Below are 26,677 nucleotides of genomic sequence, written 5' to 3' on the forward strand. Positions count from 1 at the left end.
CGTCACACGGTGCCCGGCCACCGGCGGATGGGACAATCACCCGATGCACCATGTGACCGACGTCCAGCGCCGTGCTCGGCTGGCGGTGCGTCACGCGCTCGTCCCGGATGCACGGGTGGATTCGCCGGAGGCCGCCACGCGGGCGATGACGGTTCTGCACGCGACGGAACCGGCAACGGTGTACCTGTCATGCTGGGCGCGCACGGAATCGGTCAGTATCGCCGACGTCGACCGCGCGCTCTACCGCGACCGCAGCCTCGTCAAGCAACTGGCGATGCGTCGGACCTTGTTCGTCTTCCCGCGCGATCTCCTTCCCGAGGCGGTCTCGAGTGCGTCGGCCCGCGTCGCGAGCACAGTGCATGTGCGGATGTCGAAAGATGTTGTTGCGGTGGGTCTTGCCGATGACGGATGCGACTGGTTCGACCGGGCGCGAGCGGAGATTCTGGCATTGCTCGAGGGCGCGCCGGAGGGACGGACCGCGCTCGAACTCCGTCAGGCGGTGCCGATGATCGATGTGAAGGTCGTGCCACCGACCGGGGAGGCGTGGGGTGCGCCGCAGATCCTGGTCCAACTCGGTGCCGCCGGCGACATCATGCGCGCCGAGAACACCGGCCACTGGCGCACGTCCAGGCCGCGGTGGACGCTCACCCGACACTGGCTCGGCGCCGACCTGCCGCAGGTTCACGCCGGAGACGGGTACCGCGAGATGGTGCGCCGTTGGCTGCACACGTTCGGTCCGGGCACCGAGGCTGATCTCGTCTGGTGGCTCGGATCCACCAAATCAACTGTGCGCAAAGCTCTTGCGGAGATCGGTGCCGTCGCCGTCTCGCTCGACGGCGGTAGCACCGGATGGCTGCTGCCGGACGATCTCGACGAGATTCCGGATCCCGGGCCGTGGGTGGCGCTGTTGCCGGTGCTCGATCCCACCGTGATGGGTTGGCGGGGACGCGACTTCTACCTCGGCCCGCACAGTGAACCTTTGTTCGACAGACGTGGCAACGCCGGAACAACCGTCTGGGTCGACGGGCGCATCGTCGGCTGCTGGGTGCACGACCAGGACGGCGCGGTACGTGTGCACCTGCTCGAACGAGTCAGTCGATCCTCGCGTCAGGCCCTCGACGACGAGGCGGAGCGACTCACCGGCTGGCTTGCCGGGGACCGCGTCGCCACCGGATACATGTCGCAGGCCATGAAGGACGCCACCTCGATCTGAGCGTCACCGATATTGCTGCGCTCCGCCGACAATGTCGAGTTACCCTGCCCGACATGACGATCACCCTCTGCGTGCTGTTGTGGGCCCATCCGGGACGGGAGGATGCGCTGATCGCGTACGAGGACAAGGTGCTCGCACTGGTCGCCGAACACCGCGGCCGCGTCCTCCAACGCGCCCGCACCGACGGGTCCGGTGACCAGCCGCTCGAGGTCCAGATGTTCAGCTTCGAGTCGCAGGAGGCGATGGACGGCTATCTGGGCGACGAGCGTCGCCTTGCTCTCGCCGGCGAGCGTGATCGTGCGGTCGCCCGGACCGAACTGATGCGCGTCACGCCGGCCGAACAAGTTCCCGAAAAATAAATCTCCCACCGTGTCGATCCGCTGTCTTCCCGTTCGACGTCGTGAATGAGAGGGTCGAACTCGCGACCCGGATGAAGGAGCGAACCGATGAAGTACATGCTGATCATGCGCGCCACCGATGAGGCCGTCGAGGCGTACAAGAATGTCCCGTTCGAGCAGGTCATCGAGCAGATGGGCAAGTTCAACGAAGCCCTGATGAAGGCGGGTGTCCTGCTCGCCGGCGAGGGTCTCTCGGACGCCGAGGAGGGCTTCGTCGTCGACTTCTCCAGTGAGACGCCGCTGGTGACCGACGGCCCGTACGGGGAGACGAAGGAGTTGTTCAACGGCTTCTGGATCCTCGAGGTGGCCTCGAAGGAGGAGGCCGCCGAGTGGGCCAAGCGAGTGCCGCTCGGGCCGGGTTCGAAGATCGAGGTGCGCCGGGTGACCGGGCCCGAGGACTTCCCGCAGGACAACGAGTGGATCCAGAAGGAAGAGGGTTGGCGCGAGGACCTCGAGGACCGCAAGGCGTAGTCGATGTCCGACGCCCCGACGGAGCACCGCGCGGATCCGGTCGAGTCCGCGCGGCGCTCAGTCGCGGCCGTGTGGCGCATCGAGTCGGCACGCATCGTCGCGACCCTCACCCGACTGGTGGGCGACTTCGGTAGGGCCGAGGATCTCGCGCAGGAGGCCCTCGCCGACGCGCTCGCGCAGTGGCCGGAAACCGGGGTGCCCGCCAACCCCGGGGCCTGGCTCACCGCGGTCGCCAAGCGCAAGGCCATCGACGGCTGGCGTCGTCAGGAGCGCTACGACGATCGCCTGGCCACCATCGCCCGCGACCTCGAGACCCGAGAGACGCAGGCGGACGCGCAGGAACTGCCGTGGGATCCTGACGTCATCGACGACGACGTGTTGCGGTTGGTCTTCGTCTCATGTCATCCGGTGCTCTCGCGTGAGGCTCGGGTTGCGCTGACTCTCAGAGTGATCGGTGGCCTGTCGGCGGAGGAGATCGCGAGGGCGTTCCTCGTGTCGACGTCGGCGGTGCAGCAACGGATCGTGCGGGCGAAGAAGACTCTCGCAGCCGCGCACGTGCCGTTCGCGGTGCCCGACCGCGCCGAGTTCGGCGAGCGCCTCGGCGCCGTGCTCGGGGTGCTGTATCTCGTGTTCAACGAGGGACATTCGGCGAGCGCGGGCGACGACTGGATGCGGCCCGAACTCAGCCGCGAGGCGCTTCGACTGGGCCGCGTGCTCGCCGAACTCGTGCCCGGGGAACCGGAGGCGCACGGACTCGTCGCGCTGATGGAGCTGACGGCGGCCCGCTTTCCCGCCCGGCTCGACGCCAATGGTGACCCCGTGCTCCTCGCGGACCAGGATCGCCGCCGGTGGGACCGCGGCGCCATCACCCGCGGGCGCGCCGCTCTGGGGCGCGCCGATGCGCTCGGGCGCGGTCGCGGCGCCTACGCGCTGCAGGCGGCGATCGCCGAATGCCATGCGGCGGCGCCGTCCGTCGACGACACCGACTGGGACCGGATCGTGCTGCTGTACGAGGTGCTCGGACGCCTCGCGCCCTCCCCCGTCGTCGATCTCAACCGTGCCGCGGCCGTCTCGATGGCGTCGGGGCCGGGTGCCGCGCTCGAGATCATCGACGGACTGGTCGAGGACGGTCGACTTGCCGGCTATCGCTTCCTGCCCGCGACGCGCGGCGAACTCCTGGCCCGGCTGGGGCGGAACGACGAGGCACGGGCCGAGCTCGAGGCGGCGGCACGGCTGACGGCCAACGAGCGGGAACGCAGGATCCTGCAGGACAGGGCCGCCGAGTTGCTGTAACGCCGTCGCAGCGCCGTGCGACGTTCCCCATGACGTGATGCGTGGCAGGGGGGTCTGCCCACGCGTCGTCCGTGAGTCGGGTTTGGGGAGTGGACATGGCTATTCACGGTTTTCTCGATCGGCATCGGATCGCGACGAGGGCGCTCGCCCCGGTCGCGTCGGGGGCCGTCCTGCTGGTGGTTCTGGCGTGGGCGCTGTGGTCTGCCCCGCCGCGCAGCATCGACACGGAGCTGACCGCGTCCACCACCGACTGTCACGACATGGTGACGTTGTCGATCGCCGGTCGGGGCGACACACCCAGGCCGGGCACCACGAGGATGCTCGTCGACGCCGACGGCCGGGACCTGCCCGCGGCCTCGGCAGAGGACTACGTGAGCACGTGGATCGACCAGGCGTCCAGTGCGCCGCTGAAGGCGGTCACGCCGGGGTCGTACGCCGCGATGTACATCGCGTACCCCGCGGACATGTCGAGCTACGAGAATTCCGTGAACACCGGTGTCGCGAACACCGAATCGGTGATCAAGGCGATCCGGGCCTCCTGCCCGGACACCAAGTTCGCGATCGTCGGTTACAGCGAGGGCGCCGACGTCGCCCGCCGCGTCGCCATGAACGTCGGCCATCAGGAAGCGGACGACGCGGGTCGGTACGGCATCGTGGATCCGGCGAACGTCGTCGGGGTCGTCATCCTCGCCGACGCCGGCCGCGCCGACGGCCAGGGTCCGTTCCCGGGCTCGAAGAACCCGTTCACGAATCCGGACGGATTCGATACGAAGTACCAGAACGGCAGGAATCCCGTCCCCGGGCAGGGCGCGCTGCCTGACACCGGCGGCTCCGATTTCGGTGCACTCGCCGGCCGCATCGCGTCGTTCTGCTCCGACGGCGACCTCACCTGTGCTGCACCGCAGAATATTTCGCTACTCCAGTTGGTCGTCAACGTGGGCCGGCAGTTGAACGTCGATGCGCTCGAACGGGACCAATTGACGGTCGCGACGGGCATCGACGTCGCGACGGTGCTCTCTCGCATCGCGCTCGACGCCTTCGCCGACATCGGGTCCCAGCCCGACTGGATGCAGAGCGACGAAACGTTCCTGGACGTGCTGATCAAGGTATCGGATCCGTCGTACACGCGGCCGACCGCGACTCCGACCACCTCGCCGTCGCCGACCGGGGATACGGGCGAGCCCTCGGACATCTCGGACACGACCCCCGTTTCGGGAGAGACGGATTCGATCGCGACCGACAAGATGTCGCCGCTGGCGTACCTGCCGCAGAAGCTGTTCAAAGAGATCGTCGGCCTGATCGTTACGAACCAGAACACGATCCCGGTCATCATGAACGATCCCTACCAGCTGACGCTGGCCCGGGACGTCGGGCACCACTTCGACTACTGGCGCGACGCCGATCCGGCGAACGGCAAGCCGCTCACGTCCGCCGATTACGCGGCAGCATGGTTGACCTATCTCGCGAAGCAGGCGCAGAACGGCCAGCAGGTGAATCCGGCCGCCAAGCCCAGTGCCGCTGAACTGTCGGCGGCGCTCACCGAGGTCACCTCCACCGCCGTGCCGGCCTCCGCTGCAGTGCCACCGACTGCGCCGTCGAGCAACCCGGCGACGCCGCCGACAACGGATCCGGCGACACCCCCGACGCCCAATGACGCCGCGCCACCGACTTCTCCGGCTCCCGTGCAGGACGCCGCAGGACCGACCGGCACCGAAACGACGGACACCACGGTCCCGCCGGAACCGGGCGCGGCACAGACCAGTACCACCACGCCGCCACAGACCACGAGCGTGGCTCCGACGACGCCGCCCTCGAGCGCCGCCCCGACGCCGAGCGGATAGCGCAGCACGGCCCTGAAGGTGGCCCCGGCACACTCATTCCCGAGTGGCCGGGGCCTCCGTCACGGTGACCAGCCCGCCGTGTGTGGACTCGTCGAATGCCATGAGGGCCACGGACAGATGCAGTGGCTTCCATCCGCCGTCGAGCCCACGAAACCGAATCACGCCCTCGGTATTCCGAACCGCGAGTTCCTTCGCCATCGATCTCACAAGCGGAAGATCCTCGGGGTGGATCGCCGGTTCGGGCTCGCCGGCGGCATCGCCCCAAGCAACGCCGGGCATCGGCTGACTGCGCCATTTGATCAGAGTCAGACGCTTCAGGTCGGCGTACGCGTGATACTCGCCGGGTGCGAGCACCGCATCCAGCACCCGATGCTCGAGGATCACCGGCGGCGGAGCGGACGGGACGTCGTCGGCCGGCCCGATGTCGTGGGTGACACCACGCAGGATCACCACGCGGGCGGCGTTCGCCCCCTGCCGTTCGTCGAGCATGCGACAGGAGAAGTGCGCTGCCCGATCGGTACCGTCGTCGCGGCGCACCTTCCACACCGCCTGGTGCTCGGTGCCCGGTTCGGATTGCACGATCTTCGCGAGGGCCTGGCCCTCGTCGTGGTTCGTCACCAATCGGTTGAAGGCGCCCGACAGGGCAGCCGCCGACCGTCGGTCCTCCGCTGCAACCCCGTACAGATCGAACAGGTCCTTACTGCCGCTCGCGGTACCCGCGGTCAGGTTGAAGTGCCAGGCGCCGACGGGGTCACGCTGCGGCGGTTCGTCCGCGACGTCTCCGCGCCACAGGTGGATGCCGTGCAGGCGGGCTTCGGAGTTCAGCAGCGGCAGCGCCACGATGTGGTGCCGCCCGCCGTTCGTGAGTCGGTCGACCGGCCGGTGGTCGGGGTCCGCCATCATTTCCAGCACCACGGAACGGACATCGTCGAGTGATCGGTTCGTCTGTCCTCTACGTGCTTTGAAGTGCCGGTCGAGAGCGACGAACGGTTTGGGTGTCGAGCCGACCCCGATCAACGACGGTTCTCCTCCCCCGAATGTCGCGATCAGCAACCAGTCCGGTGCCATACGAATTCCACCCCCGAAATGTGAATGTGCCCCAGACGGAGCAGTGAACGGTCTCGGTTATCTCGAAGCGAGCCGCTTGGCAGCGGGCAACAGCCACTGGTAGGCCGGGCCCAGTACGCGAGTGACGACGTCCACGATGCGAGCGTCGGGTCCGACGAGCACCCGCGGTCGACCCCGCTCGACACCGCGCAGGATCGACCGCGCGGCGTCGGCCGGATCTGTCCGGGCGATGCGCTGTTCGAACGACTCCACGACTTCGTCTCTGTCGACATCGGATGCGGTGCGAGCCGTTCGTGCGATGGATGTCCGCACACCGCCCGGATAGACGCACGTGACCTTGACGGGACGCTCGGCGCTCTCCATTTCCTGCCGGAGCGACTCCGTGAATCCGCGAACCGCGAACTTTGCTGCGTTGTACGCGGAGTAACCGGGGGCGGACATGAGTCCGAACGCCGACGACAGGTTCACGACGTGGCCGCGCTCCGACTTGAGGATGTACGGAAGAAACTCTTTGGTGCCGTGGACGACACCCCAGAAATCGACGTTCACGACATGCTCGACGTCCGCGTATTCCGAGGCCAGTACGTCGCCGGTGTAGAGGACGCCGGCGTTGTTCACGATCATGTCGACCCCGCCGAACCGTGCAACGGTGTCGGCTGCGAAGGCGCCGACCGCGATCCGGTCGGTCACGTCGAGCGCCGTCGTCGTCACGTCGACGCCGAATAGTCGGCACCGCTCGGCGGTTTCGGCGAGCGGATCGACAGCGATGTCGGCGAGGGCCAGTGATGCCCCCGACTGCGCCAACTGGATAGCCAACTGCCGGCCGATTCCGGATGCGGCGCCGGTGACAGCAACGACGCGACTATCGAAATACCCCAACGAACTCCCCTTGTCCCCGACGTTCCGTGCCCCTGGTGATTACCAGACGTTCGCACCCTTCGCATTTCGTGCAGTTGTGTGCCAGGGCTCCCGTGCGTGGTCGAGGTGACCACCGGGCGAACGATCCGCGTCGGGGGTTCGGATCGTTCGCCCGGCGGCCGGACGGCCCGAACGACTGCACCTCGGGTGCAATTCGAGCCGAGTCATGGGAAGGCACGGCGGAACACGTTCGAATGGACGTCGGCGGACGGCAGTATGCCGATGCACGGTGCGCTACAAGCAGACCCGAGGTGGACAAGGTTGCAGGAGACCCGACGAGGGTGCGCTTCCCGCACTGTAGGCGAGGGCACGAGGGCGACGCAACGACCACCGCAGCGTGTCGGTGATTCGGTGATTCGGTGATTCGGGGAGTCCCGTGGCCCGGGCGGTGGCATCCGAATGGACTCGGCGCCACCACCCGGCCACGGCCCGCCAGGTCGGGGGTCCGGGGGGCCGTGGGCTGTCCGACGAATCGGCCAGCACCGTCAACGCTACTTCCGTGCCGTCCGAGGCTGTAGGGGGATTTGCCCCGTGACCGGACGGGGATCGGTGTGGGGGTCCCCTCGGCCGCGTCAGTCGTTCGAGGTGTCCGGCTCGGGGGCGAGGGTGAAGTAGTTCTCCTCTTCCTGCGTGAAGTGCAGGCGGAGCACCGCATACAGTCCGTACAGGCAGGCCAGCAGGTCGTCGACCTGGTCGGGTGCGATGCCGCCGGCAGCATCGGCTTGCTCGAGATGGGTACGTAGTCGTCGGGCGAGGCGCTCGATCTCGGCGTGCATGCGGCTCATCGTCGCGGTAGCTTCCGCGTTCCCGAGCGGTGTCGCCAGCGCGGGATAGAGGTCTCGGTCCTCCGCCTCCTCGTGGGGCAGGAGAGTGTCGAACAGGAAGGCGTCGACCCGGCGGAGGGCGGCGTGCGCGCCGGCGAGGTCACCGGCCGTGAGGAGCCCTGCGGTGTCGCGCAGGATCGGCAGGCGGTCGCGCAACTCGTCGTGCTCGGCGGAGAATCGGTGCAGCATCGCCTCGGTGTCCTCCGGCAACGGAATCTCCTCGCCGCGGGCACCGCGCAGGGCGCGTAGCGCATTGAGGATCACCGCGACGTCTATGCCCTCCTGCAGCAGTGCGCCGGCCGCGGGCGGCAAGAACCCGAACGCGGCAAACCCCATGGCCACCAACGACAAACCCATCCCGACGGTCGCGCTCTGCACAGCGATCCGTCGCGAGCGGCGGGCGATCGCCATTGCGTCCGCGAGACGGTCGAGGTGGTCGGTGGTGAGGACGACGTCCGCGGCCTCCGATGTCGCCGTCGACCCGCGGGCACCCATCGCGACGCCGACCGTGGCGGCCGCCAGCGCGGGAGCGTCGTTGACGCCGTCGCCGACCATCACCGTCACGGCGCGGGCGCATTCGGCCCGCACCCGTTCCACCTTGTCGGCGGGTGTCTGCTCCGCGCGGACGTCGTCGAGGCCGAGAACTGCCCCGACTTCCTCCGCAGGTGCGCGCCGGTCGCCGGTCAGCATCACCAACCGGTCGAGTCCGGCCGCCCGCAGGCGTCGCAATGTGCGCGGCGCGTCCCGCCGCACCGGATCCACCAGCAGAATCGCTCCGGAGAGGGTGCCGTCGACCGTGACCCACGCGATCGCGGCGCCGTCGAGCGCGGCCCGCCCGTGTGCGGCCCTCGCCCACTCGGGGGCATCCGCGGGCAGGTCCAGGGTGCCGACGGTGACGCGATGACCGTCTACGGTCGCGGCGACGCCCGTGCCGGCCTCCTCGTGCGCGTCGGCCGGCAGCGACAGTTCGAGGCCCCGCATCTTCGCTTCCTGCACGAGCGCGGCGGCAAGCACGTGGGGTGACAGTTGGTCGGCGGACGCGGCCAGGCGGAGTGTCTCCGCCGCATCCCGGCCGGGGGCGGTGAGCACGTCCGTTCCGGTCGGTTTCCCCGAGGTGAGGGTGCCCGTCTTGTCCATCACCAATGTCGTTGCGTGTCCCAGATTCTCGAGGGCGCCTCCGTTGCGGACCACGACACCCCGACGTGATGCCCGGGACAGTCCGGACACGATCGCGACGGGGGCGGCGAGCAGCAACGGGCACGGGGTGGCGACGACGAGCACGGCCACCGCGCGGGTCGCCGAACCACTGAACAGCCAGGCGGCGCCGGCGACGGCGAGCGCGACGGGCAGGAACCACCCGGCGACGCGGTCCGCGACGCGCACCACGGGGGCGCTCTCGGCGGCGGCATCCTGCGCTAGCCGGACGATCCCCGCGTAGGTGCTCTGCTCGGCGGTCGTGCGGGCCTGCACCTCGAAAGCCGATCCCGCGTTGACGATTCCGCTGCGCACCGCCTCACCCCGACGTCGCCGCACGGCGAGCGGTTCACCGGTGAGGACGGACTCGTCGAGAACGGCCGACTCCGACGCCACCCATCCGTCGACGGGCACGACCTCTCCGGGTCCGACGACGACCGTGTCCCCGGCCGCGACGTCCTCGAGCGGAACGGTCTCCACGGCGTCGTCGACCCGACGCCGGGCCGTGCGGGGGGCGTGTGCGAGAAGCGACCGCAGATCTTTGCTCGCTCGGCGCTCGGCTGCCGCGTCGAGGGCCTGTCCGGTTGCCAGCATGACGGCGATCAGCGCGCCCGCCAGGTACTCGCCCACCAGTAGGGTGCCGATCAGGGACAGCACGGCGATCAGGTCGACGCCGACCCGGCCGCGGCGGAGAGCGTCGAGGACCCACCAGGCGGCGGGGACGACCGCGAGGACGGTCCCGGCGATCCAGCAGCCGTCCGCGACGGCACGCGCGCCGGCGAGCCAAGCGATTCCCCCGGCGACGAGCGCGGCGAGCGTCACCCCGAGCAGCGCGGGCTTCTCGAGGCGGCGCAGCAGGTCGCGCCGCCCGGACCGTGCATCGGACGCTGTATCCGCCATGACGCTCCCCGTCTCTCGCGGGTGTCATCTCGACGGTACCGCGCCGACGGTCGCCGCTCCGGGGTGTTCGCGCTGTTCGGTGCGCGGGAAAGCAGGTGGGACACTATTTTCTGAATGTCCGATTCGATCCGGTGTCCGGGGAGCTCAGAATGACCGAAACGCAGACGCAGCAGGTCCCACCGGCCGCCGACCGGAGCGGTGCGGATGCCGATCGAGTGGCGCTCGCGCGCAGCGCGGTTGCGCGCATCCGGGCCGGAGCGCCGTCCCCGATTCTGTGACCGACCCGATCCAATTCCTGCCACCGAGAGGTACCCGTGAAGACAGAAATCAGTTGTGGACCGGCATTCGCACTTGCGGAGATCATGGTCCCACCGGGCGGATCCGTCCGCGTCGAGGCGGGAGCGATGGCGATGATGCGTGGTGACGTCGCCATCACCACCTCGACCCGTGGCGGCTTCATGAAGGGGCTGCGCCGCTCGCTGGGCGGCTCGAGCTTCTTCGTCAACGACTTCAGCAGCGAGAACGGGGGTGTCGTCGCCGTGGCGGGCGCGCTACCGGGCGACATCGTCGACACCACCCTCGGCGGTGAGACGGCGCTGCTCGTCCAATCGGGTTGCTGGATCGCATCGGATCCCACCGTCGACGTCGACTCCAAGTGGGGCGGCGGCAAAGGGTTCTTCAGCGGAGCCGGCCTGGTCCTGTTGCGGTGCAGCGGAACCGGCGACATCCTGCTGTCCAGCTACGGCGCGATCCGGCCGGTGACGCTCACCGCGGGAGAGACGATGACGCTCGACACCGGCCACGTCGTCGCCTTCGACGAGACCGTCGAGTACCGGATTCGCAAGGCGGGCGGCTGGAAGTCGATGTTCCTCGGTGGCGAGGGCATCGTCACCGAGTTCACGGGGCCCGGCCGCGTCTGGATGCAGACCCGGAGCGCGACGGATCTGGTCGACTGGCTTCGCGCGCGGATGCCGTCGAGCACCTCGAGCAGTAGTTCCAGCAGCAACAGCTGATCGTGGGACGTCAGTCGGGGCTGACGAGGTCGCCGTCCGGCCTCGTCGGCTTCGGCTCGACCGTGGCGAACGTCAGGGTGCCGTCGTCCACGGGTGTGTCCCGCAGGACCACGACATCCTTGTAGTAGTCCATCGGCAGGTTCCAGGGATCCTTCGTCCCGGCCTGCGGCCACAGGTCCAGTGACCGCTGGATGTAGCCGGACGCGAAGTCGAGCAGGGGCCGGGTCTCCATGCCCTCCTCGCGGTTCTCCGCGACGACGACGTTCGCGCCGCGCAGATCCATCTGACGCAGTACGCGACAAAGGAATTCGGCGACGAGGTCTACCTTCAGCGTCCACGGTGCATTCGTGTAGCCGACGGCGAACGAGAAGTTCGGAATGTCGGAGAGCATCGTGCCCTTGAACGCGAGTCGTTTCGTGATATCGATCGGTTCGCCGTCGATCTGCAGTTCGACGCCGCCGAGCGCCAGCAGGTCGAGTCCGGTTGCGGTGATGACGATGTCGGCGCCGAGCCGCCTTCCGGACGCGAGCTTGATGCCGGTCTCGGTGAAGGTTTCGATGGTGCCGGTGACGACCGACGCCTTCCCCTTGCGGATCACCTTGAACAGGTCACCGCCGGGAACCACGCACAGTCGCTGATCCCACGGGTCGTACCGGGGATTGAAGTGGGTGTCGACATCGAAGCCCGCCGGCAGGAGTCGCTTGTTGAGCTGTCGGATGACGGCGCGCACCTGCTTCGGGAAGCGGCGCGACAGCTTGTAGATCCAGACGTTCTGCGCGATGTTCTTCTTCCGGGTGAGCCGGTAGCCGCGCCGGTCGCCCAGCACGCGTCGGAACACCCCGGAAAGGGCGTCCTCCGCAGGAAGCGGGATGACGTACGACGGTGAACGCTGGAGCATCGTGATGTGTTCGGTGGCGTCGGCCATCGCGGGGATGAGCGTGACGGCGGTGGCGCCGGAACCGATGACGACGACCCGCTTGCCGGCGTAGTCCAGATCCTCGGGCCAGTGCTGCGGATGCACCACCCGGCCGTCGAAGTGCTCGATGCCCGGGAACTCGGGCGTGTAGCCGTTGTCGTAGTTGTAGTAGCCGCTGGCGCAGAACAGCCAGTTCGCCGTGAACGTCGTCGTCTCCTCGGTGTCGCCGATCCGCGCCACCACCGTCCACCGGGCCTGGGCCGACGACCAGTCGGCACGGATCACCTTGTGGCGGTAGCGGATGTGCCGGTCGAGGTCGTGTTCACGGGCCGTCTCGCGGATGTAGTCGAGGATGTCGGCGGCGGGGGCGAGCGCCTTGCGTCCCTTCCACGGTTTGAAGTCGTACCCATAGGTCTGCACGTCCGAATCCGACCGAATGCCCGGGTAGCGGAACAGGTCCCACGTTCCGCCGGAGGCGCCGCGGGCCTCGAGGATGACGACCGTCCGGTGCGGCTGTTCGGTGTGGAGGCGGGCCGCGGTCCCGATGCCCGACAGTCCGGCGCCGATGAGGATGACGTCGTAGTGTTCGGGTTGCGGGATGCTCTCGGCGCTCATGAATCCTCCGGGGTGCGTGTGACGGCGAATCACGTCTGTAATGCACGGTATCGCGTCCAGGCGGGGGAAGGCGAGGAAAATGGTTGTGAGGCGAGACGAGGAGGCGAGCACATGACCCTGCCACCCGAGATCGATCCCGAAGTGGGCCCCAGCGGGCCCGGATGCGTCGAGTGCGGCGCCGACGGCGGATGGTGGTTCCATCTGCGACGGTGCGCATCGTGCGGCCACATCGGGTGCTGTGACTCCTCCCCCGCGCAGCATGCGAGCGCGCACGCGGCAGCGGCGGGCCATCCGATCATTCGCAGCTATGAACCCGGTGAGGCCTGGTTCTGGGACTACCGCACCCAGAATCTTGCCGAGGGGCCGGATCTGGCTCCCCCGCAACATCACCCACTCGATCAAACCGTTCCGGGACCCGCCGATCGAGTACCCGACGACTGGGCGGATCGGCTGCACTGAGGCCGGCGCCGATACGGTGGTCGGATGATCGAGGTCCCAGAGGCGCTCGTCGCCGCGCAGCACAGGTACGGCGGCGCGGCCGGACGGGCTTTCGTCGCCGCCCTTCCCCGGATCGCCGACGAGATGCTCGAGCGCTGGAATCTCCACCCGATCGGCCGCCCGATGCACGGCATGGCGGCGCTGGTGTTGCCGGTCCGCGGCCGCGACGGCGGTGATGCCGTCCTGAAACTGCAGGCCGTGGACGAGGAGACCGTCGGCGAATCGGTAGCGCTGCGGACCTGGGACGGCGACGGTGCCGTCCACCTGCTCGCCCACGACGCCGACACCGGCGCGATGCTGCTCGAGCGCCTCGACACCTCGCGGCACCTGTCGATCGTCGACGATTCACACGAAGCGGTGCAGACCCTCGCCGAACTGCTCGTGCGCCTCACCGCTCACGAAGCGCCGGACGGTCTGCGTCGCCTGGGCGACGTGGCCACCGCCATGCTGGAGCAGGCGCCGTCCGCCGTCCGTCTGCTCGACGATCCGGACGATCGGGACCTTCTGACGGACTGCGCCGCCGCGGTACGCGAAGTCGTCTCCGAGCCCGGAAACAGACTGCTGCACTGGGATCTCCACTACGACAACGTGCTCGCATCCGCCCGCGAGCCGTGGCTCGCGATCGACCCGAAACCGCTCGCCGGCGATCCCGGCTTCGAGGTGCTACCCGCCCTCACCGACCGGTTCGACATCGACGACGTCCGCCTGCGGTTCGACCTCATGACGGATGTGCTCGCCCTAGATCGGGATCGTGCGCTGGCCTGGACGCTGGGGCGCATTCTGCAGAACGGCCTGTGGGACATCGCGGACGGCGAGCGGCGGCTGTCGCGGGACCAGGTCTCGATCGCGCGAGTTCTCCTGCGCTGAATTACCATCCCCGCATGATCAGAAGAATTGTGGGGATTGCCGCCTCCGTAGGTGTCCTGGTGGGCCTGGGAAGCCAGGCTCCGGCTGCCGCGCAACCGGTGCAGGTAAGCGATCTCACCGCTGTCCGGACCGCGTTCGGTGCAGGTTTACCGGTGGGCACGCTCACGGCGCAGTCGGTGTTGGAGACGCTCGGCCGAGTCGCCTCCGGCGTACCCCGTACCAATTACTTCCCGCGGTCCGCGCACCTGGTCGAGGGTGTGGTCCAGCCGTTCCTGTACGAGACGTCCGCCTCCGACTGCCTGCAGCCCAATGCGCTCGGCGACGACTCGATCGGCATCGCGCACGCGATCGCCGGGCCGGCCGTCGACACCAGCCTGCCGACGCCGGTCATTGCGCCCGGCACGGTGAACGTGCTGTTCTCCGCGCTGAACACCTCGATGTCCTCGCCGAATCGCGTGGACCCGATGTCGGTGTCCTGGCTGAACTTGAACACGATGCGTACCGGAACGGCGCCGCTGGTTCAGGAGCGACCCGCCGACAGCCCGCGGACACTGTCCAACACGATCGAAACTGGCCGAGGCACAGTCGTTTTCGTGATCTCGGGCAGCGTCCTGGACAACACGAGCCGTGACCTGCCGGCATGCGACTTCGCCCCGGTGGTCGGCGTCGTCAACGCCTGACCCGGTGGGCCGTGCCCGCCGGGTTCTCGACGGCGGGCACGCACGGCAACATACTGAAGGTGCGTCGACTCCCGGAGGTGACCGTGCAATGACCGTGTACCGGCAGCGGATCGGCGGCGTCTCGTACGAGTTCCACGGTCTCGTCGATCTGCTCGCGAAGGCGACACCGCGGCGGTCCGGGGACGAACTAGCCGGGTGCGCAGCGCATTCCGACGCGGAACGCGCCGCCGCCCAGTGGGCCCTCGCGGACGTGCCGCTGCGCACGTTTCTCAGCGAGGCCGTCGTGCCGTACGAGTCGGACGAGGTGACCCGACTGATTCTGGACGGCCACGACACCGCGGCATTCGACCCGATCGCGCACCTCACGGTCGGCGGGCTCCGCGACCACCTGCTCGAGACTGCCGCGCTGCCCGACTCAGCCGCAGCGCTCGCGGCGCTGGCACCCGGTCTCACTCCTGAGACGGTCGCGGCGGTCAGCAAGATCATGCGAAATCAGGACCTGATCGCCGTATCCCGTGCGGCCACCGTGACCAGTGCGTTCCGGACCACGATCGGACGTCCCGGACGCCTGGCGACGCGTCTGCAACCGAACCATCCGGTGGACGATCCACGCGGCGTCGCCGCGGCGGTGCTCGACGGTCTTCTGTTGGGGTGCGGCGACGCGGTGGTCGGCATCAACCCCGCGAGCGACTCGCCGCATGCGGTCGCGGATCTCCTGCGCCTGCTCGACGACATCCGGCAGCGGTTCGCGATCCCCACGCAATCGTGCGTGCTCACCCATGTGACCACGACGATCGACCTCATCGGGCAGAGGGCGCCCGTAGACCTCGTGTTCCAATCCGTCGCGGGCACCGAGAGCGCCAACCGCGCTTTCGGCGTCGACCTGGCGCTCCTGCGCGAGGGCAACGAGGCCGGGCGGTCGCTGCGGCGGGGCACGGTGGGCGACAACGTCATGTACTTCGAGACGGGCCAGGGGTCGGCGCTGTCGTCGGGGACCCACTTCGGCACCGGGGGCCGCCCGGTGGACCAGCAGACGCTCGAGGCCCGCGCGTACGGGGTGGCACGGGAGTTCGCGCCGCTGCTCGTGAACACCGTGGTCGGTTTCATCGGGCCGGAGTACCTCTACGACGGCAAGCAGATCGTCCGTGCCGGACTCGAGGACCAGTTCTGCGGCAAGCTGCTCGGGCTGCCGATGGGCGTCGACGTATGCCACACCAACCACGCCGAGGCCGACCAGGACGACATGGACACCCTGTTGACACTGCTCGCGGTCGCCGGTACCGCCTTCGTCATCACGGTGCCCGGCGCCGACGACGTCATGCTCGGCTACCAGTCGCTCTCCTTCCACGACGTGCTGTACGCCCGGCAGGTCGCGAATCTGCGGCCGGCGCCCGAGTTCGAGGAATGGCTGCGGGGTCTCGGCATGATCGACGACGCCGGAAGGATCCTCCCGGTCGACGTCGCGGCGTCACCGCTGCGGGCGCTCGGCGGTGCGGCATGACCGACCAGTGGAATGATCTCCGACGTCACACCCGGGCGCGGATCGGGCTGGGTCGCAAGGGGAACGGGCTTCCGACCCGGCGGCAGCTCGAGTTCGTCGCAGCGCACGCGGTCGCCCGCGATGCGGTGCACGCGCCGCTGGAGGTGGCGCCGCTCGTGGAGCGTCTCCGTGCCATGGGGTGCGGCGAACCGATGGTCGTGCACAGCGCGGCAACCGACCGGGACACCTACCTTCGTCGCCCGGATCTCGGGCGCATACCCGAACCGGGAACGATGCTGCCGCACATCGGGTCCGACATCGGGATCGCGCTGTGCGACGGACTGTCGTCGACGGCGATCGCGGAGCACGGGCCCGGCCTGGCCACCGTCATCGCCGGCGCCCTACGGGGTCTGACGATCGCCCCACCGGTGGTGGCGACGCAGGCCCGGGTGGCGCTGGGCGACCACATAGGTGAACAACTGGGCGTAACGACGATGCTCGTGCTGATCGGGGAACGCCCCGGACTCTCGGTCGCCGACAGCGTCGGGATCTATCTCACCCATCACCCGCGACCGGGTCGCAGTGACGCGGAACGGAACTGCGTCTCGAACATTCATCCGCCGGACGGGATGACCTACGACCACGCGGCGCGGGTCGTGGCGGCACTCGTCGACGGTGCGCGGCGCCTCGAGGCCTCCGGTGTCGGCCTGAAGGACACGTCACGCGATCCCGCCCTCACCGACGCGGAACGGCCCGCGCTGTAGGGCGCGGGCCGTTCCGAGTGCGTCCGACGTCAGCTGAGCTTGGCGATCAGATCCGCTCGCTGACGGGCGCCGAGGCCGGAGACCCGGCGGGTCTCGGCGATTCCGACGGATTCCGCGATGTCGCGGGCCTTGATCTTGCCGACCTTCGGCAGGGATTCGAGCAGGTAGAGCACCTTCGTCTTACCGACCAGTTCGTCGGTATCCGCCTTGTCGAGAACCTCCACCAGCGTGAGCTTGCCCGACTTGAGGCCTTCCCTCAGTTCGGAGCGAGCCTTGCGGGACGCGGCAGCCTTCTCGAGGGCGGCGGCGCGCTGCTCGGGGGTCAACGTGGGCAGTGCCATGGTGTGCCTCTCTCTCGCGGTACCCGGAACGGACCTCAGGCTAGAACGCAATCGGCTTCTGCGCGCGGCAAGTTGGCCCCGCGTGTCGAGAAATCGTGTGAGTTCGTCTCATTTGCCCGTCCAATTCGGTTTCCGCTTCGCGAGAAACGCCCGCATGCCCTCCTGTGCGTCGCACGTGACCGCGTTGTCGGCCATCGTTTCGGCCATCAACTCGTATGCCTCGTCCTGCGGCAGATCGATCTGGCGATAGAAGGCCTGTTTGCCGATCGCGAGGGTGAGGGGGCTGGCCTCGGTGATCCTCGTTGCCAAGCCGTTTACACAAACGTCCAATTCGTCTGGTGAGGCAACGAGATTGACCAATCCCCAATCGGCCGCCGTGGCGGCATCGATGGTCTCCCCCGTCAGCACCATCTGCATCGCGCGCTTGCGGCCCACGGCGCGACTGAGTGCCACCATGGGAGTGGAGCAGAACAGACCGATCCGTACACCCGGTGTGCCGAACACCGCGGTCGACGACGCCACCACCAGATCGCACGACGCGGCCAGCTGGCATCCTGCCGCGATCGCCGGGCCCTGGACGGCCGCGATCACCGGTTGGGGGATCGCCTGGACGGTGTCCATCATCTCGGTGCACACCTCGAAGATTTCGCGCTCATCGTCGAGGCTGCGTCCGACCATCTCGGACAGGTCGTGGCCGGCCGAGAACACCGGGCCGCTCGCGCAGAGCACCACGACGCGGACGTCCTTGTCGTCGCTCAGCTTTCGAAGTGACACGGTCACGGAGCGCATCATGTTGGTGGACAGCGGGTTCCGCTGCTCCGGCCGGTTCAGGGTGAGACGTGCGATGCCGGTGTGGTGGTCGACGTGAGTTCTGATCGGATCGTCCATGGCCGCATCTCCCTCGCGAGTGCCGGTCAGCCCTCGATCGCCGACTTGATCCGTAACGCGAAGGCGGGACCGTCCTTTCGTGCCGTCCGCACGGCGAGGGGTGCGACGAGCTTGCCGATGCCGTGGCCCTCGAGCACGTTGTAGACCGTCAACTTGGTGCCGTCACCGGCGGGTTCGAGGTCGTATCCGCCCTCGACCGCAGTGACAGCATTCTTCGACCGCTCGGCCCAACGGATGCGCCGAGGCGGATCGAACTCGGTGAGTTCGAACTCTCGCTCCGTGGTCATGCCGGCATCCCTGACGGTGCTGGCGAAGATCGTTCCCACACCGGGCGGCCCGTCGGTCTTCTGCACGATCTTCTGGACCCGCGGGCTGAACTTCGGATCGTTGGTGCCGGCCGCGAGGAACTGGAAGACTTCCTCGATCGGCCGGTCGATCACGGTGGTGCCTTCGAAACGTCCTGACATGTCGAAACCCCCGTACGGTGGCGGATGGCCGGAGATGGTTCGGACTCTACTCGCGGCTGGCAGGATCGAGGGGTGAGTACAGCGAACCTGACCCGTGCCGAGACCGCGGCGCGATCCGCGGCAGTGACCGTCCGCTCCTATCGCGTCGAACTCGATGTCACGAGCGCGCCCGACCACACCGTTCCCGGCTTCTCGACCACCACGACAGTGGAGTTCGACGCCGCGGTGCACGACACGTGGATCGACTTCATCGGCCTCGACGTGCGTTCGGTCATCGTCAACGGCACGTTCGTGGACGTCGAGTACGACGGCGCCCGCCTCGCCCTGCACGGGCTACGGCCGTCGAACACGGTGGTGATTCGCGCGGTCGCGGCGTACAGCCGGTCCGGTGAGGGGCTGCACCGGTTCCGGGACCCGGTCGACGACGCCACCTACCTGTACACGCAGTACGAGCCGGCCGACGCCCGTCGGGTCTTCGCGTGCTTCGAACAGCCGGACATGAAGGCGCCCTTCACGTTCGTGGTGACCGCGCCGACGGGTTGGGACGTGACATCGAACCGCCCTGCGGCGATCGTCGAGGACGACGCCGACCAGCAGACGGTCAAGTTCTCCCCCACGCTGCCCATCTCCACCTACATCACCGCCGTTGTCGCGGGTCCGTACCATCGCGTCGAATCGCTTTGGAATCGTGACGATCTGGAGGTTCCCCTGGGCGTACTGTGCCGGGCCTCGCTGGCGGAGCATCTCGACGCCGACACGATCTTCGAGGTCACGAAGCAGGGCCTCGATTTCTTCGCCGACCGCTTCGATTACCCCTACCCGTGGGGCAAGTACGACCAGGTGTTCGTGCCCGAATACAACCTGGGCGCCATGGAGAACCCCGGCTGCGTGACGTTCACCGAGGCCTACGTGTTCCGGGGTGCGGCCACCGCGGCGCAGTACGAGGGCCGGGCCAACACGATCCTGCACGAGATGGCGCACATGTGGTTCGGCGACCTCGTGACGATGGTGTGGTGGGACGATCTGTGGCTCAAGGAGTCGTTCGCCGACTTCATGGGCTCGTACGCGAGCGCGCTGGCCACCGAATGGACCGACGCATGGGTCGCGTTCGCGAATCGTCGTAAGGCATGGGCATATTCACAGGACCAGCTGCCGACGACGCACCCCGTCGTCGCCGACATCGTCGACCTCGAGGCGGCCAAGCTGAACTTCGACGGCATCACGTACGCGAAGGGCGCGAGCGTGCTCAAGCAGCTCGCCGCCTATGTCGGCGAGGATGCCTTCCTCGAGGGATCACGCCGCTACTTCCGGGCGCACGCCTTCGGGAACACCACCCTCGCCGATCTGCTGGCCGAACTGTCGGACGCGTCGGGCCGCGATCTCGCCGGGTGGGCGCGGGCGTGGCTGCAGACGACCGGAATGTCGACGTTGACGCTCGAGCGGGGCCCGGACGGCGCCGTGATCGTGCAGTCCGATCCACGCCCGCATCGGTTGGCCGTCGGCCTCTACGGCTTCGACGGGAACGGCGACCTGGTGCGTCGTGAACGGGTGGAACTGGACGTGGTCGACGAGCGCACGCCCGTCACTCTCCCGGGCGCTCCCCTGCGGCTGCTCAACGACGGCGACCTCACGTACGCGAAGGTGCGCCTGGACGCCGAATCGCTCGCCACGGTCGAACGGGCGCTGAACCGGGTCGTGGATCCGCTGGCGCGGGGCCTGATCTGGTCGGCGCTGTGGAATGCCACCCGCGACGGCGAACTCGATCCCCGCCGCTACGTGACGATGGCGCAGGCGTTCACGCCGGCCGAGACCAACATGGCATTGCTGACGACGGTGCTCGCCAACTCGGCGTTCGCGGTCGGCCACTACTTGCCGAACGCCGATCGGGACGAGTGGCGCGGGCGCTGGCTCGAATCCTGCTGGTCCGCAGCACACGGTTCCGTGCCCGGCTCGGGAGCGCAACTGGCGTGGGCGCGTGCGGTGGCTGCGGCGGCGGCTTCCGACGACCGTCATGCGGGGGACATCCGGGCGGTCCTGGACGGCTCTCGCCCCGGCCCGGAGGGTCTGCCGCTGGATCCTGACCTGCGCTGGTCGCTGTGGACCGCGCTGTCCACGACCGGTCACGCCGAACCGGGCGACCTGGACGTCGAACTCGAACGCGACGACACGGCGTCGGGGCGGACGGCCCACCTGCGTGCCCTCGCTGCGCGTCCGGATGCCGGCGTGAAGGCGCGGGCGTGGGAGTCGGCGCTCGAGGACACCGCGCTGAGCAACGACCATCTCGACGCCGTGATCGGCGGCTTCCGGGCCGGTGAGCGCCGCGACCTGATCGGCAGCTACGACGATGCCTACTTCGCGGCGATCGGTCCGCTGTGGGGCCGGCGGAGCATCGAGATCGCCCGCCGGATCGTCGTCGGCCTGTTCCCGGCGTCCGAGTCCCTCGACGGCGTCGATGCGTGGCTGGCGGGGAACGCTGATGCGCCGAGGGCGCTGCTGCGCCTGGTGACCGAGCAGCGCGATCATCTCGCCCGAGATCTGCGCGTTCGGGCCCTCGGTGTTAACGCCAGATGACGCGATTTTTACGCTGAGGGGATCGAGCGTTTCCATTCTGTAATGGATTGCGATTCAAGGCTTTCTCCCCTTGGAATCGCATGTCGCAGTCCGCTACACATGCAGTGGCGCCGAGAACGGCGACTGAGGCGAAGCACCAGCTTCACAGGAAACAAAGGGGAAAGAAAATGGGTTCTGAGGAGTTTGCCACGGCACTGGGTTCGGTCGACTTCGATCAGGTGGTTGCAGGCGCGGAAGCGGTGGGGGCTTTCGCCGCACTGATCGCCGCTGTGGGCGCGTTCGCCGGACTGCTCCTCTAGTTGCGGTGTGGCCGTGAACCGGCCGAATCGTGTAGGGCCCGTAACCGTTCACCGGTTTCGGGCCCTACACGTGTGGCGGGTCAGAGACGCTTGGCCAGTCGGTCGTACCGCTGCCGGGCTGCCTGCGTGCTTCCCAGGCCGAGCCCGAAGGCGATCTCCTGCCACGTCATTCCGCGCTGACGGGCGATGTCCAGCAGCAACGCCTCGAGTTGATCCATTTCGGCTCGGGCCTTGGGGATCAGTCCCAGTGCCGCGGTGACGTCCGCGGTGTCGACGTCGGGTTCGTCGGGGTCCGGTGGGTGGACGCCGCCGGCCACCGCGGCCACGAGGCGAATGGCCCCCAGCGGGTCGAGGATCTCCGGATGGGACTGCCGCGCACGCTGCTCGGACGTGGCACCGTGCCGTTCCGCGATCCGGAAGAGCCCCGCGTACTCGCGGTGCGCGCGTTCGCGACTGGGGTTGGGTGGCGTGAATTCGTCGTCGTCCATGGTTCGAGCGTCCACCCGGGACCACCCGGGTGTCAACACAATATTGTCAACGAAATGTTCACAGGGTCATCGCTCGATGTGTAATGCGGACCACAGTTGCGCGATAGAACCGGCATGAACCTCACGAAAAGGGCACTCGGAACTGCCGTTGCGGTCACGGCCCTCGGGGCGGCACTCTTCCTCGGTGTGCCGACCGCTGCGGCCGACGTCGTCCGAGTGGATGCCGACCCCGGGCTGAGCTACACGTGGACGCCCGAGCGGGGCTTCGAGCAGAAGTTCGGGACCAACTGTGTGTATGCACTCACCGCGGAAACCACGTGGCCCAGCCCGGTCTCATTCTTCGACTTCCAGAAGGCGACCATCCTGCCGAGTCCGCTCGTGCCCGTATTGAACGGCCGCGCCACGGCCGGGTGGATTCCGCGAACTCCCGGTGATCACCGCGTGGTGGCGTACCACACGTCGGCGGGTGGACCGGACGTGACGATTCAGGTGGGAACGGGAATCCCCCTGGGGCCGGCGTGTTTCGTGCTTCCCTGAGCACTACGGGACGTGGAAGAACGCAAAGCCCGGCGTGGTCGTCCCGGCAGCGGATGCAACAGGTGCAACGGTGACGGCGACCATCCCCGTTCCCGTCTGGAGGGCTACCGCGGCCGGGATTCCGTTCAGTCCGTCCGAGAGCCAAGCGGTGCCGGATGCCCCGGTCGACAGGTTCAGCCAGCGAATCTCCGACGAGAGTAGGCAGCCCCATCGACCGTCTTTGCCGCCCGTGATCGTCGCGGTGCCGGGTTGTTCGTCGACCACGGCGGCACAGCGGACCGCGGGCACGTCGAAGCTTCCGTTGGGATTGCCGAACGGCGCCGGGTCGATCTGGAAGGGCACGGTCACTGCCGCGGCGGCGACCGTTGCCGGTATCAGAACTGAACCGGCTACGACAGCGGCGCAGACAGCCAGTCGGCGAACGAGATTCATCACGGTGCCCTCCTGCATTCGGTGACCGGGGTGGTGCCCATCCTCCACCGGTAGTGCAGTCGCTGCAGGAGATCTGCGCATATCGCCCCTTTCTCCCGAGGCCGTGCTGACGTTTCCACGCCGAGAGTAGGCTCACGGCGTCGACTGTCGAGTGGGCGCGCATGCAGGTCGGAAGCAGGGGAACCGTGAGCAGTTCGCTGGCGAATCCCGGTCTCGCACTGATTGTGCTATGCGTGGTGATGGTCGCGTGCGCGGCCGTCGTGTACCGATTCGCCGGACTCGGCAACCCACTCACCGCGCCGTGGGCCGCGGCGCGTGGTGCCCTGCAACTGGTCGCGGTCTCGCTGGTTCTGGCCGCAGCGCTCGCACACCTGTGGTCGTCGCTGCTGGTGCTTACGGTGATGTTCGGGGCGGCGGTCTTCACAGCGGCTCGACGGGCGCGGGCGGGGCGGTCGGCGATGTGGCTGGCGGCGGCGCTGGCGGCGGGAGTGGGTCTGGTGGTCCCGATGATGCTCGTGAGCGGGGTGGTCCCCCTCGAGGGGGTGGCGCTGGTGCCCATCGGGGGCATCGTCCTGGGCAACGCCATGACCGCCACCGCCCTCGCGGCCAAGCGCGGCCTCGATGCGATCGACCACCGCTGGGGCGAGGTGGAGGCGGCGCTCAGCCTGGGGCTGACGGTGCGTGACGCGCGGATGGAGGTCGTCGGCTCGGCGGCGTCGGACGCGTTGTTGCCAGGTCTGGACCAGACCCGGACCGTGGGACTGGTGACCCTGCCCGGCGCCTTCGTCGGTGTGCTGCTCGCGACCGGGTCCGCGGTACAGGCGGGCGCCGTGCAGATCCTCGTTCTCGTCGGACTGTTGCTCGCGCAGACGTGTGCCGTGGCCGTCACGATCGAGCTGGTCGCGCGGGGTGTGGTCCACCGCCTCGGGACCCACACGGTGTACTGATTCCCGGTGCCGGTGAAACATCGGGTGAACGTTCGATACTTCGCTCGATATCAGTTGAACACTCGTCCGAATTGCGTTGTCATCGAGCTGTGTTCGAGAACAAGGGGATCTTCGACCTGAGTCGACGCGGGATGCTGCGCGGTTCGATGGTGCTCGCCGGGGCCGGCCTGGCCTCCGCGGTGACCACCGGAAGCGCGTCGGGCGCCACGCCGCCGCCGGGATTCGTCCACGGTGTCGCGTCCGGCGACCCGCTGCCCGACCGCGTGATCATCTGGACGCGGGTCACGCCGACCCCGGATGCGACACCGGGATCGGCTGTGGGGCCCGTGGTCCCGGTCACATGGCAGGTCGCGACCGATCCGGGCTTTGCCTCCGTCGTACGTAGCGGCACCGCCACCGCCGGTCCCGACACCGACCACACGGTGAAGATCGATGTCACCGGGTTGCGTCCGGCCACCGGGTACTTCTACCGGTTCGCGGCGGTCGGCCAGATGTCTCCGGCGGGCCGTACCCGAACCGCACCCGCGACCGATTCCGATCTCGGACGCCTCCGTTTCGGTGTCGTGTCGTGCTCGAACTGGGAGGCGGGTTACTTCACGTCGTACCGGCATCTCGCGGAGCGCGACGACCTCGATGCGGTCCTCCATCTCGGCGACTACATCTACGAGTACGGTCGCGGCGAGTACGGGGCGCGCGGGGGTTCGGTGCGCTTGCACGATCCGGCACACGAGATCGTCACGCTGGCGGACTACCGGATTCGGCACGCGCAGTACAAGACCGACCCGGATCTGCTGGCGCTGCACGCGAAGGTGCCGTTCATCGCGACGTGGGACGACCACGAGTCGGCCGACAACTCGTACGACGGCGGCGCCGAGAATCACGATCCGGCCACCGAAGGCGACTGGGGCGCCCGGAAGGCTGCGTCCACACGCGCCTACTTCGAGTGGATGCCGGTGCGGATCAACGGGACCGGACCCGGTGCCGCGCTGTATCGACGTTTTCGGTTCGGCTCACTCGCGGAACTGTCGATGCTCGACCTGCGCACCTACCGCGACGAGCAGCCGACCGCCGGCGCAGGATGGCGCCGGGTGGACTCCCCCGACCGCACGATCACCGGACGCGCCCAGATGGATTGGCTCACTGGAGGAATCGTCACCGCGAGCGCGCAGTGGAAGATCGTGGGCAACCCCGTGATGATCGCGCCGTGCGTCTTCCCGCCGCTCGACAACCGGACGATGGGAGCCATCACCGACATGATCGGGGTGCCCGACGCCGGTATCCCCTACAACACCGACCAGTGGGACGGCTACACCGCCGACCGTCGCAGGCTCTTCGACGCGATCACCGCGAACAACGTCCGCAACACGGTGTTCCTCACCGGCGACATCCACACGTCGTGGGCGTGCGACCTGCCGGTGGACGCCGCGAACTATCCGGCCGCAGGCACGGTCGGCACCGAGTTCGTGGTGCCGTCGGTGACGTCGCCCAATATCGACGACATGCTGAAGGTTCCGCCGCGCACCGTCACCGTCGCTGCCGAAGAAGCATTCAAGGTGGTCAACCGTCATGTCCGGTACGTCGAACTCGACTCCCACGGCTACGGCGTCTTCGAGGTGAACAGGCAAGGCGTGCAGATGGACTGGTTCTACGTCAGCGATCCGACGGATCTGCGGGGGACGGTCCGGCACGGCGTGAGTTACCGGGTCGCCGACGGCACCCAGCAGGCTCATCCGGCGGCTGCCCCACTCGACCCAGCCGGCTACCGTCCGGGAACGGGTGCGTGAGCGGCGGCCAGGCCGGCGCGTAGCCGACCGGCGCGCAACCCGCTGTGGCCGACACCCATCGGGTGCCGGCTGCGGTGGCCGAGGTTCAGGCCGCGCGTGGTCCGGCACGATTGTGCGCGGGGATCGGTTTCCTGTGCGGGTCCAACGAGCCTGGCGGTGTGAACCACGGGTGCTGGTCGGTGCCGATCGCTACTTGCCAGTGGGAGTGGTGCAGTAGCCGGTGGTGGTAGCGGCAGAGCAGGACGAGGTTGTCGAGGTCGGTGGGTCCGCCGTCGGCCCAGTGCTTCACGTGGTGGCCTTCGCAGTGGGCGGGTGGGGCGCCGCAGCCGGGGAAGGCGCAGCCGTGGTCGCGGGCCACTAGCGCCCGGCGCTGCTTCTTGGGGACTGTTCGGCTGCTGCGTCCCAGGTTCAGCGGTACTCCGTCGTCCATGACGATGGGGGTGAGGTGGCAGTCGCAGGCGAGTCGGCGTGCGGTGGCGATCGAGAGTGGCCCCATCCATGGCATGTGGGCGATGTCTTTGTCGCCGAACAAGCCTGGATTCCCGTTGTCACCCTCATGTTCCGTGTCGGTGCGCGCGAGGTCTGTCGCGTTCACGTGCAGGGAGAGGTGTGGCTTCTCTCCGCCTTCGACCGGGGCGTCGCCGGAGTCGAGGTAGTGCCGCAGGATTTCGGTGAACGCTTCGGCACGGCGGTTCCCGGGACTCCGCATGCCGGCGGGGTCGTCGACCGGATTCGTCGGCTTCGTCAACGCCGACAGGGCGGTGAGTAGCATCTCGCCGGTGACGGCGTCGAAATCGCCCTTTACGGCGACGCGTCCGTTCAGAGTCTTCGACGCATGGAATTCGTTGCGGTCGGTGTCTTCGCTGGCGGGGAGGTCGTCGGATTCGAAGATCCGCTCGAGTTTCGCGATGGCGCCGCGCAGTGTGTCGGTGGTGGCGGCGGGTCCGGTGGCGCAGTCGAGGAGCGCCTG

27 protein-coding genes are annotated in these 26,677 nt (G+C 68.3%); 17 read left to right on the plus strand and 10 right to left on the minus strand.

From position 1 onward, the window contains the following. Positions 1 to 43: 43 nt before the first annotated feature. From C8K36_RS17405 to C8K36_RS17425, 5 genes are all read left to right on the plus strand, one after another. Positions 44 to 1,213 (plus strand): winged helix DNA-binding domain-containing protein, encoded by a 1,170-nt coding sequence (locus tag C8K36_RS17405; RefSeq protein WP_107985758.1) that lies wholly within the window; start codon positions 44 to 46, stop codon positions 1,211 to 1,213. A 53-nt stretch (positions 1,214 to 1,266) separates the two neighbouring features. Further along, positions 1,267 to 1,572: a hypothetical protein gene (locus C8K36_RS17410; protein ID WP_107985759.1), complete on the plus strand. Its 306-nt coding sequence runs from the start codon at positions 1,267 to 1,269 to the stop codon at positions 1,570 to 1,572. Between the two features lie 87 nt (positions 1,573 to 1,659). Beyond that, entirely contained in the window at positions 1,660 to 2,082 is a 423-nt protein-coding gene (locus C8K36_RS17415) for a YciI family protein (protein WP_107985760.1), read from the plus strand. Positions 2,083 to 2,085: 3 nt separating this feature from the next. After that, positions 2,086 to 3,375, plus strand: a complete 1,290-nt coding sequence (locus tag C8K36_RS17420; protein ID WP_107985761.1) for an RNA polymerase sigma factor — start codon at positions 2,086 to 2,088, stop codon at positions 3,373 to 3,375. A 95-nt stretch (positions 3,376 to 3,470) separates the two neighbouring features. Then, a complete protein-coding gene (locus C8K36_RS17425; protein WP_107985808.1) occupies positions 3,471 to 5,216 on the plus strand; it encodes a cutinase family protein in 1,746 nt (581 codons plus the stop codon). 33 nt (positions 5,217 to 5,249) lie between these two features. Here the strand turns inward: C8K36_RS17425 and C8K36_RS17430 are convergent, their stop codons facing one another. From C8K36_RS17430 to C8K36_RS17440, 3 genes are all read right to left on the minus strand, one after another. Then, positions 5,250 to 6,284, minus strand: coding sequence for a GAF domain-containing protein (locus C8K36_RS17430; RefSeq protein ID WP_107985762.1), 1,035 nt, complete (start codon positions 6,282 to 6,284; stop codon positions 5,250 to 5,252). Positions 6,285 to 6,341: 57 nt separating this feature from the next. After that, positions 6,342 to 7,163, minus strand: coding sequence for an SDR family NAD(P)-dependent oxidoreductase (locus C8K36_RS17435; RefSeq protein ID WP_107985763.1), 822 nt, complete (start codon positions 7,161 to 7,163; stop codon positions 6,342 to 6,344). A 611-nt stretch (positions 7,164 to 7,774) separates the two neighbouring features. Continuing rightward, positions 7,775 to 10,120, minus strand: a complete 2,346-nt coding sequence (locus tag C8K36_RS17440) for a heavy metal translocating P-type ATPase (protein ID WP_107985764.1) — start codon at positions 10,118 to 10,120, stop codon at positions 7,775 to 7,777. Between the two features lie 149 nt (positions 10,121 to 10,269). On the opposite strand from C8K36_RS17440, the gene C8K36_RS25235 reads away from it, so the two are divergent. Continuing rightward, positions 10,270 to 10,398, plus strand: a complete 129-nt coding sequence (locus tag C8K36_RS25235; RefSeq protein ID WP_258195465.1) for a hypothetical protein — start codon at positions 10,270 to 10,272, stop codon at positions 10,396 to 10,398. Between the two features lie 36 nt (positions 10,399 to 10,434). After that, the gene (locus C8K36_RS17445; protein ID WP_107985765.1) at positions 10,435 to 11,133 is read left to right on the plus strand and encodes a TIGR00266 family protein; all 699 of its coding nucleotides are present in this window, start codon (positions 10,435 to 10,437) and stop codon (positions 11,131 to 11,133) included. A gap of 10 nt (positions 11,134 to 11,143) precedes the next feature. Here the strand turns inward: C8K36_RS17445 and C8K36_RS17450 are convergent, their stop codons facing one another. Further along, complete coding sequence (locus tag C8K36_RS17450; RefSeq protein ID WP_107985766.1) at positions 11,144 to 12,664, minus strand: flavin-containing monooxygenase; 1,521 nt, start codon at positions 12,662 to 12,664, stop codon at positions 11,144 to 11,146. A gap of 111 nt (positions 12,665 to 12,775) precedes the next feature. Between C8K36_RS17450 and C8K36_RS17455 the strand changes: the two genes are divergently transcribed. The 5 genes from C8K36_RS17455 (at position 12,776) to eutC (ending at position 16,953) form a co-directional block, all read left to right on the plus strand. Continuing rightward, entirely contained in the window at positions 12,776 to 13,123 is a 348-nt protein-coding gene (locus C8K36_RS17455; RefSeq protein WP_107985767.1) for a UBP-type zinc finger domain-containing protein, read from the plus strand. Positions 13,124 to 13,147: 24 nt separating this feature from the next. Further along, a complete protein-coding gene (locus C8K36_RS17460) occupies positions 13,148 to 14,029 on the plus strand; it encodes an aminoglycoside phosphotransferase family protein (RefSeq protein WP_107985768.1) in 882 nt (293 codons plus the stop codon). A 14-nt stretch (positions 14,030 to 14,043) separates the two neighbouring features. Then, positions 14,044 to 14,709 (plus strand): hypothetical protein, encoded by a 666-nt coding sequence (locus C8K36_RS17465; RefSeq protein WP_107985769.1) that lies wholly within the window; start codon positions 14,044 to 14,046, stop codon positions 14,707 to 14,709. Between the two features lie 88 nt (positions 14,710 to 14,797). Next, complete coding sequence (locus C8K36_RS17470; RefSeq protein ID WP_107985770.1) at positions 14,798 to 16,210, plus strand: ethanolamine ammonia-lyase subunit EutB; 1,413 nt, start codon at positions 14,798 to 14,800, stop codon at positions 16,208 to 16,210. Further along, positions 16,207 to 16,953: an ethanolamine ammonia-lyase subunit EutC gene (eutC, locus tag C8K36_RS17475; protein ID WP_107985771.1), complete on the plus strand. Its 747-nt coding sequence runs from the start codon at positions 16,207 to 16,209 to the stop codon at positions 16,951 to 16,953. Before C8K36_RS17470 ends, eutC begins: the two co-directional genes overlap by 4 nt. Before the next feature lie 29 nt (positions 16,954 to 16,982). On the opposite strand, the gene mihF is transcribed toward eutC, so the two are convergent. From mihF to C8K36_RS17490, 3 genes are all read right to left on the minus strand, one after another. Beyond that, complete coding sequence (gene mihF, locus C8K36_RS17480) at positions 16,983 to 17,294, minus strand: integration host factor, actinobacterial type (RefSeq protein ID WP_107985772.1); 312 nt, start codon at positions 17,292 to 17,294, stop codon at positions 16,983 to 16,985. 108 nt (positions 17,295 to 17,402) lie between these two features. Further along, positions 17,403 to 18,182 carry an enoyl-CoA hydratase gene (locus C8K36_RS17485; RefSeq protein WP_107985773.1) on the minus strand — a complete coding sequence of 260 codons (780 nt, stop codon included), beginning with the start codon at positions 18,180 to 18,182 and terminating at the stop codon, positions 17,403 to 17,405. 26 nt (positions 18,183 to 18,208) lie between these two features. Continuing rightward, complete coding sequence (locus tag C8K36_RS17490) at positions 18,209 to 18,649, minus strand: SRPBCC family protein (protein WP_107985774.1); 441 nt, start codon at positions 18,647 to 18,649, stop codon at positions 18,209 to 18,211. A 72-nt stretch (positions 18,650 to 18,721) separates the two neighbouring features. Here C8K36_RS17490 and pepN point away from each other — a divergent pair, with 72 nt between their 5' ends. Both pepN and C8K36_RS25240 read left to right on the plus strand, forming a co-directional pair. Then, positions 18,722 to 21,220, plus strand: coding sequence for an aminopeptidase N (gene pepN, locus C8K36_RS17495; RefSeq protein ID WP_107985775.1), 2,499 nt, complete (start codon positions 18,722 to 18,724; stop codon positions 21,218 to 21,220). Positions 21,221 to 21,387: 167 nt separating this feature from the next. After that, positions 21,388 to 21,519 (plus strand): hypothetical protein, encoded by a 132-nt coding sequence (locus C8K36_RS25240; protein WP_258195466.1) that lies wholly within the window; start codon positions 21,388 to 21,390, stop codon positions 21,517 to 21,519. An 80-nt stretch (positions 21,520 to 21,599) separates the two neighbouring features. Here the strand turns inward: C8K36_RS25240 and C8K36_RS17500 are convergent, their stop codons facing one another. Then, the gene (locus C8K36_RS17500) at positions 21,600 to 22,007 is read right to left on the minus strand and encodes a DNA-binding protein (RefSeq protein WP_107985776.1); all 408 of its coding nucleotides are present in this window, start codon (positions 22,005 to 22,007) and stop codon (positions 21,600 to 21,602) included. Between the two features lie 114 nt (positions 22,008 to 22,121). Between C8K36_RS17500 and C8K36_RS17505 the strand changes: the two genes are divergently transcribed. Then, a complete protein-coding gene (locus C8K36_RS17505; RefSeq protein ID WP_107985777.1) occupies positions 22,122 to 22,544 on the plus strand; it encodes a hypothetical protein in 423 nt (140 codons plus the stop codon). Between the two features lie 3 nt (positions 22,545 to 22,547). On the opposite strand, the gene C8K36_RS17510 is transcribed toward C8K36_RS17505, so the two are convergent. Further along, the gene (locus C8K36_RS17510; protein ID WP_107985809.1) at positions 22,548 to 22,976 is read right to left on the minus strand and encodes a hypothetical protein; all 429 of its coding nucleotides are present in this window, start codon (positions 22,974 to 22,976) and stop codon (positions 22,548 to 22,550) included. Between the two features lie 185 nt (positions 22,977 to 23,161). Here C8K36_RS17510 and C8K36_RS17515 point away from each other — a divergent pair, with 185 nt between their 5' ends. Beyond that, a complete protein-coding gene (locus C8K36_RS17515) occupies positions 23,162 to 23,923 on the plus strand; it encodes an ABC transporter permease (protein ID WP_107985810.1) in 762 nt (253 codons plus the stop codon). Between the two features lie 131 nt (positions 23,924 to 24,054). Then, positions 24,055 to 25,707 carry an alkaline phosphatase D family protein gene (locus C8K36_RS17520; protein ID WP_181319621.1) on the plus strand — a complete coding sequence of 551 codons (1,653 nt, stop codon included), beginning with the start codon at positions 24,055 to 24,057 and terminating at the stop codon, positions 25,705 to 25,707. A gap of 85 nt (positions 25,708 to 25,792) precedes the next feature. Here C8K36_RS17520 and C8K36_RS17525 read toward each other — a convergent pair. Then, the coding region (locus C8K36_RS17525; protein ID WP_107985779.1) for an HNH endonuclease signature motif containing protein at positions 25,793 to 26,677 on the minus strand (885 nt) is incomplete at its 5' end.

It is taken from the genome of Rhodococcus sp. OK519 (assembly GCF_003051005.1).
Taxonomy (GTDB): Bacteria; Actinomycetota; Actinomycetes; order Mycobacteriales; family Mycobacteriaceae; genus Prescottella.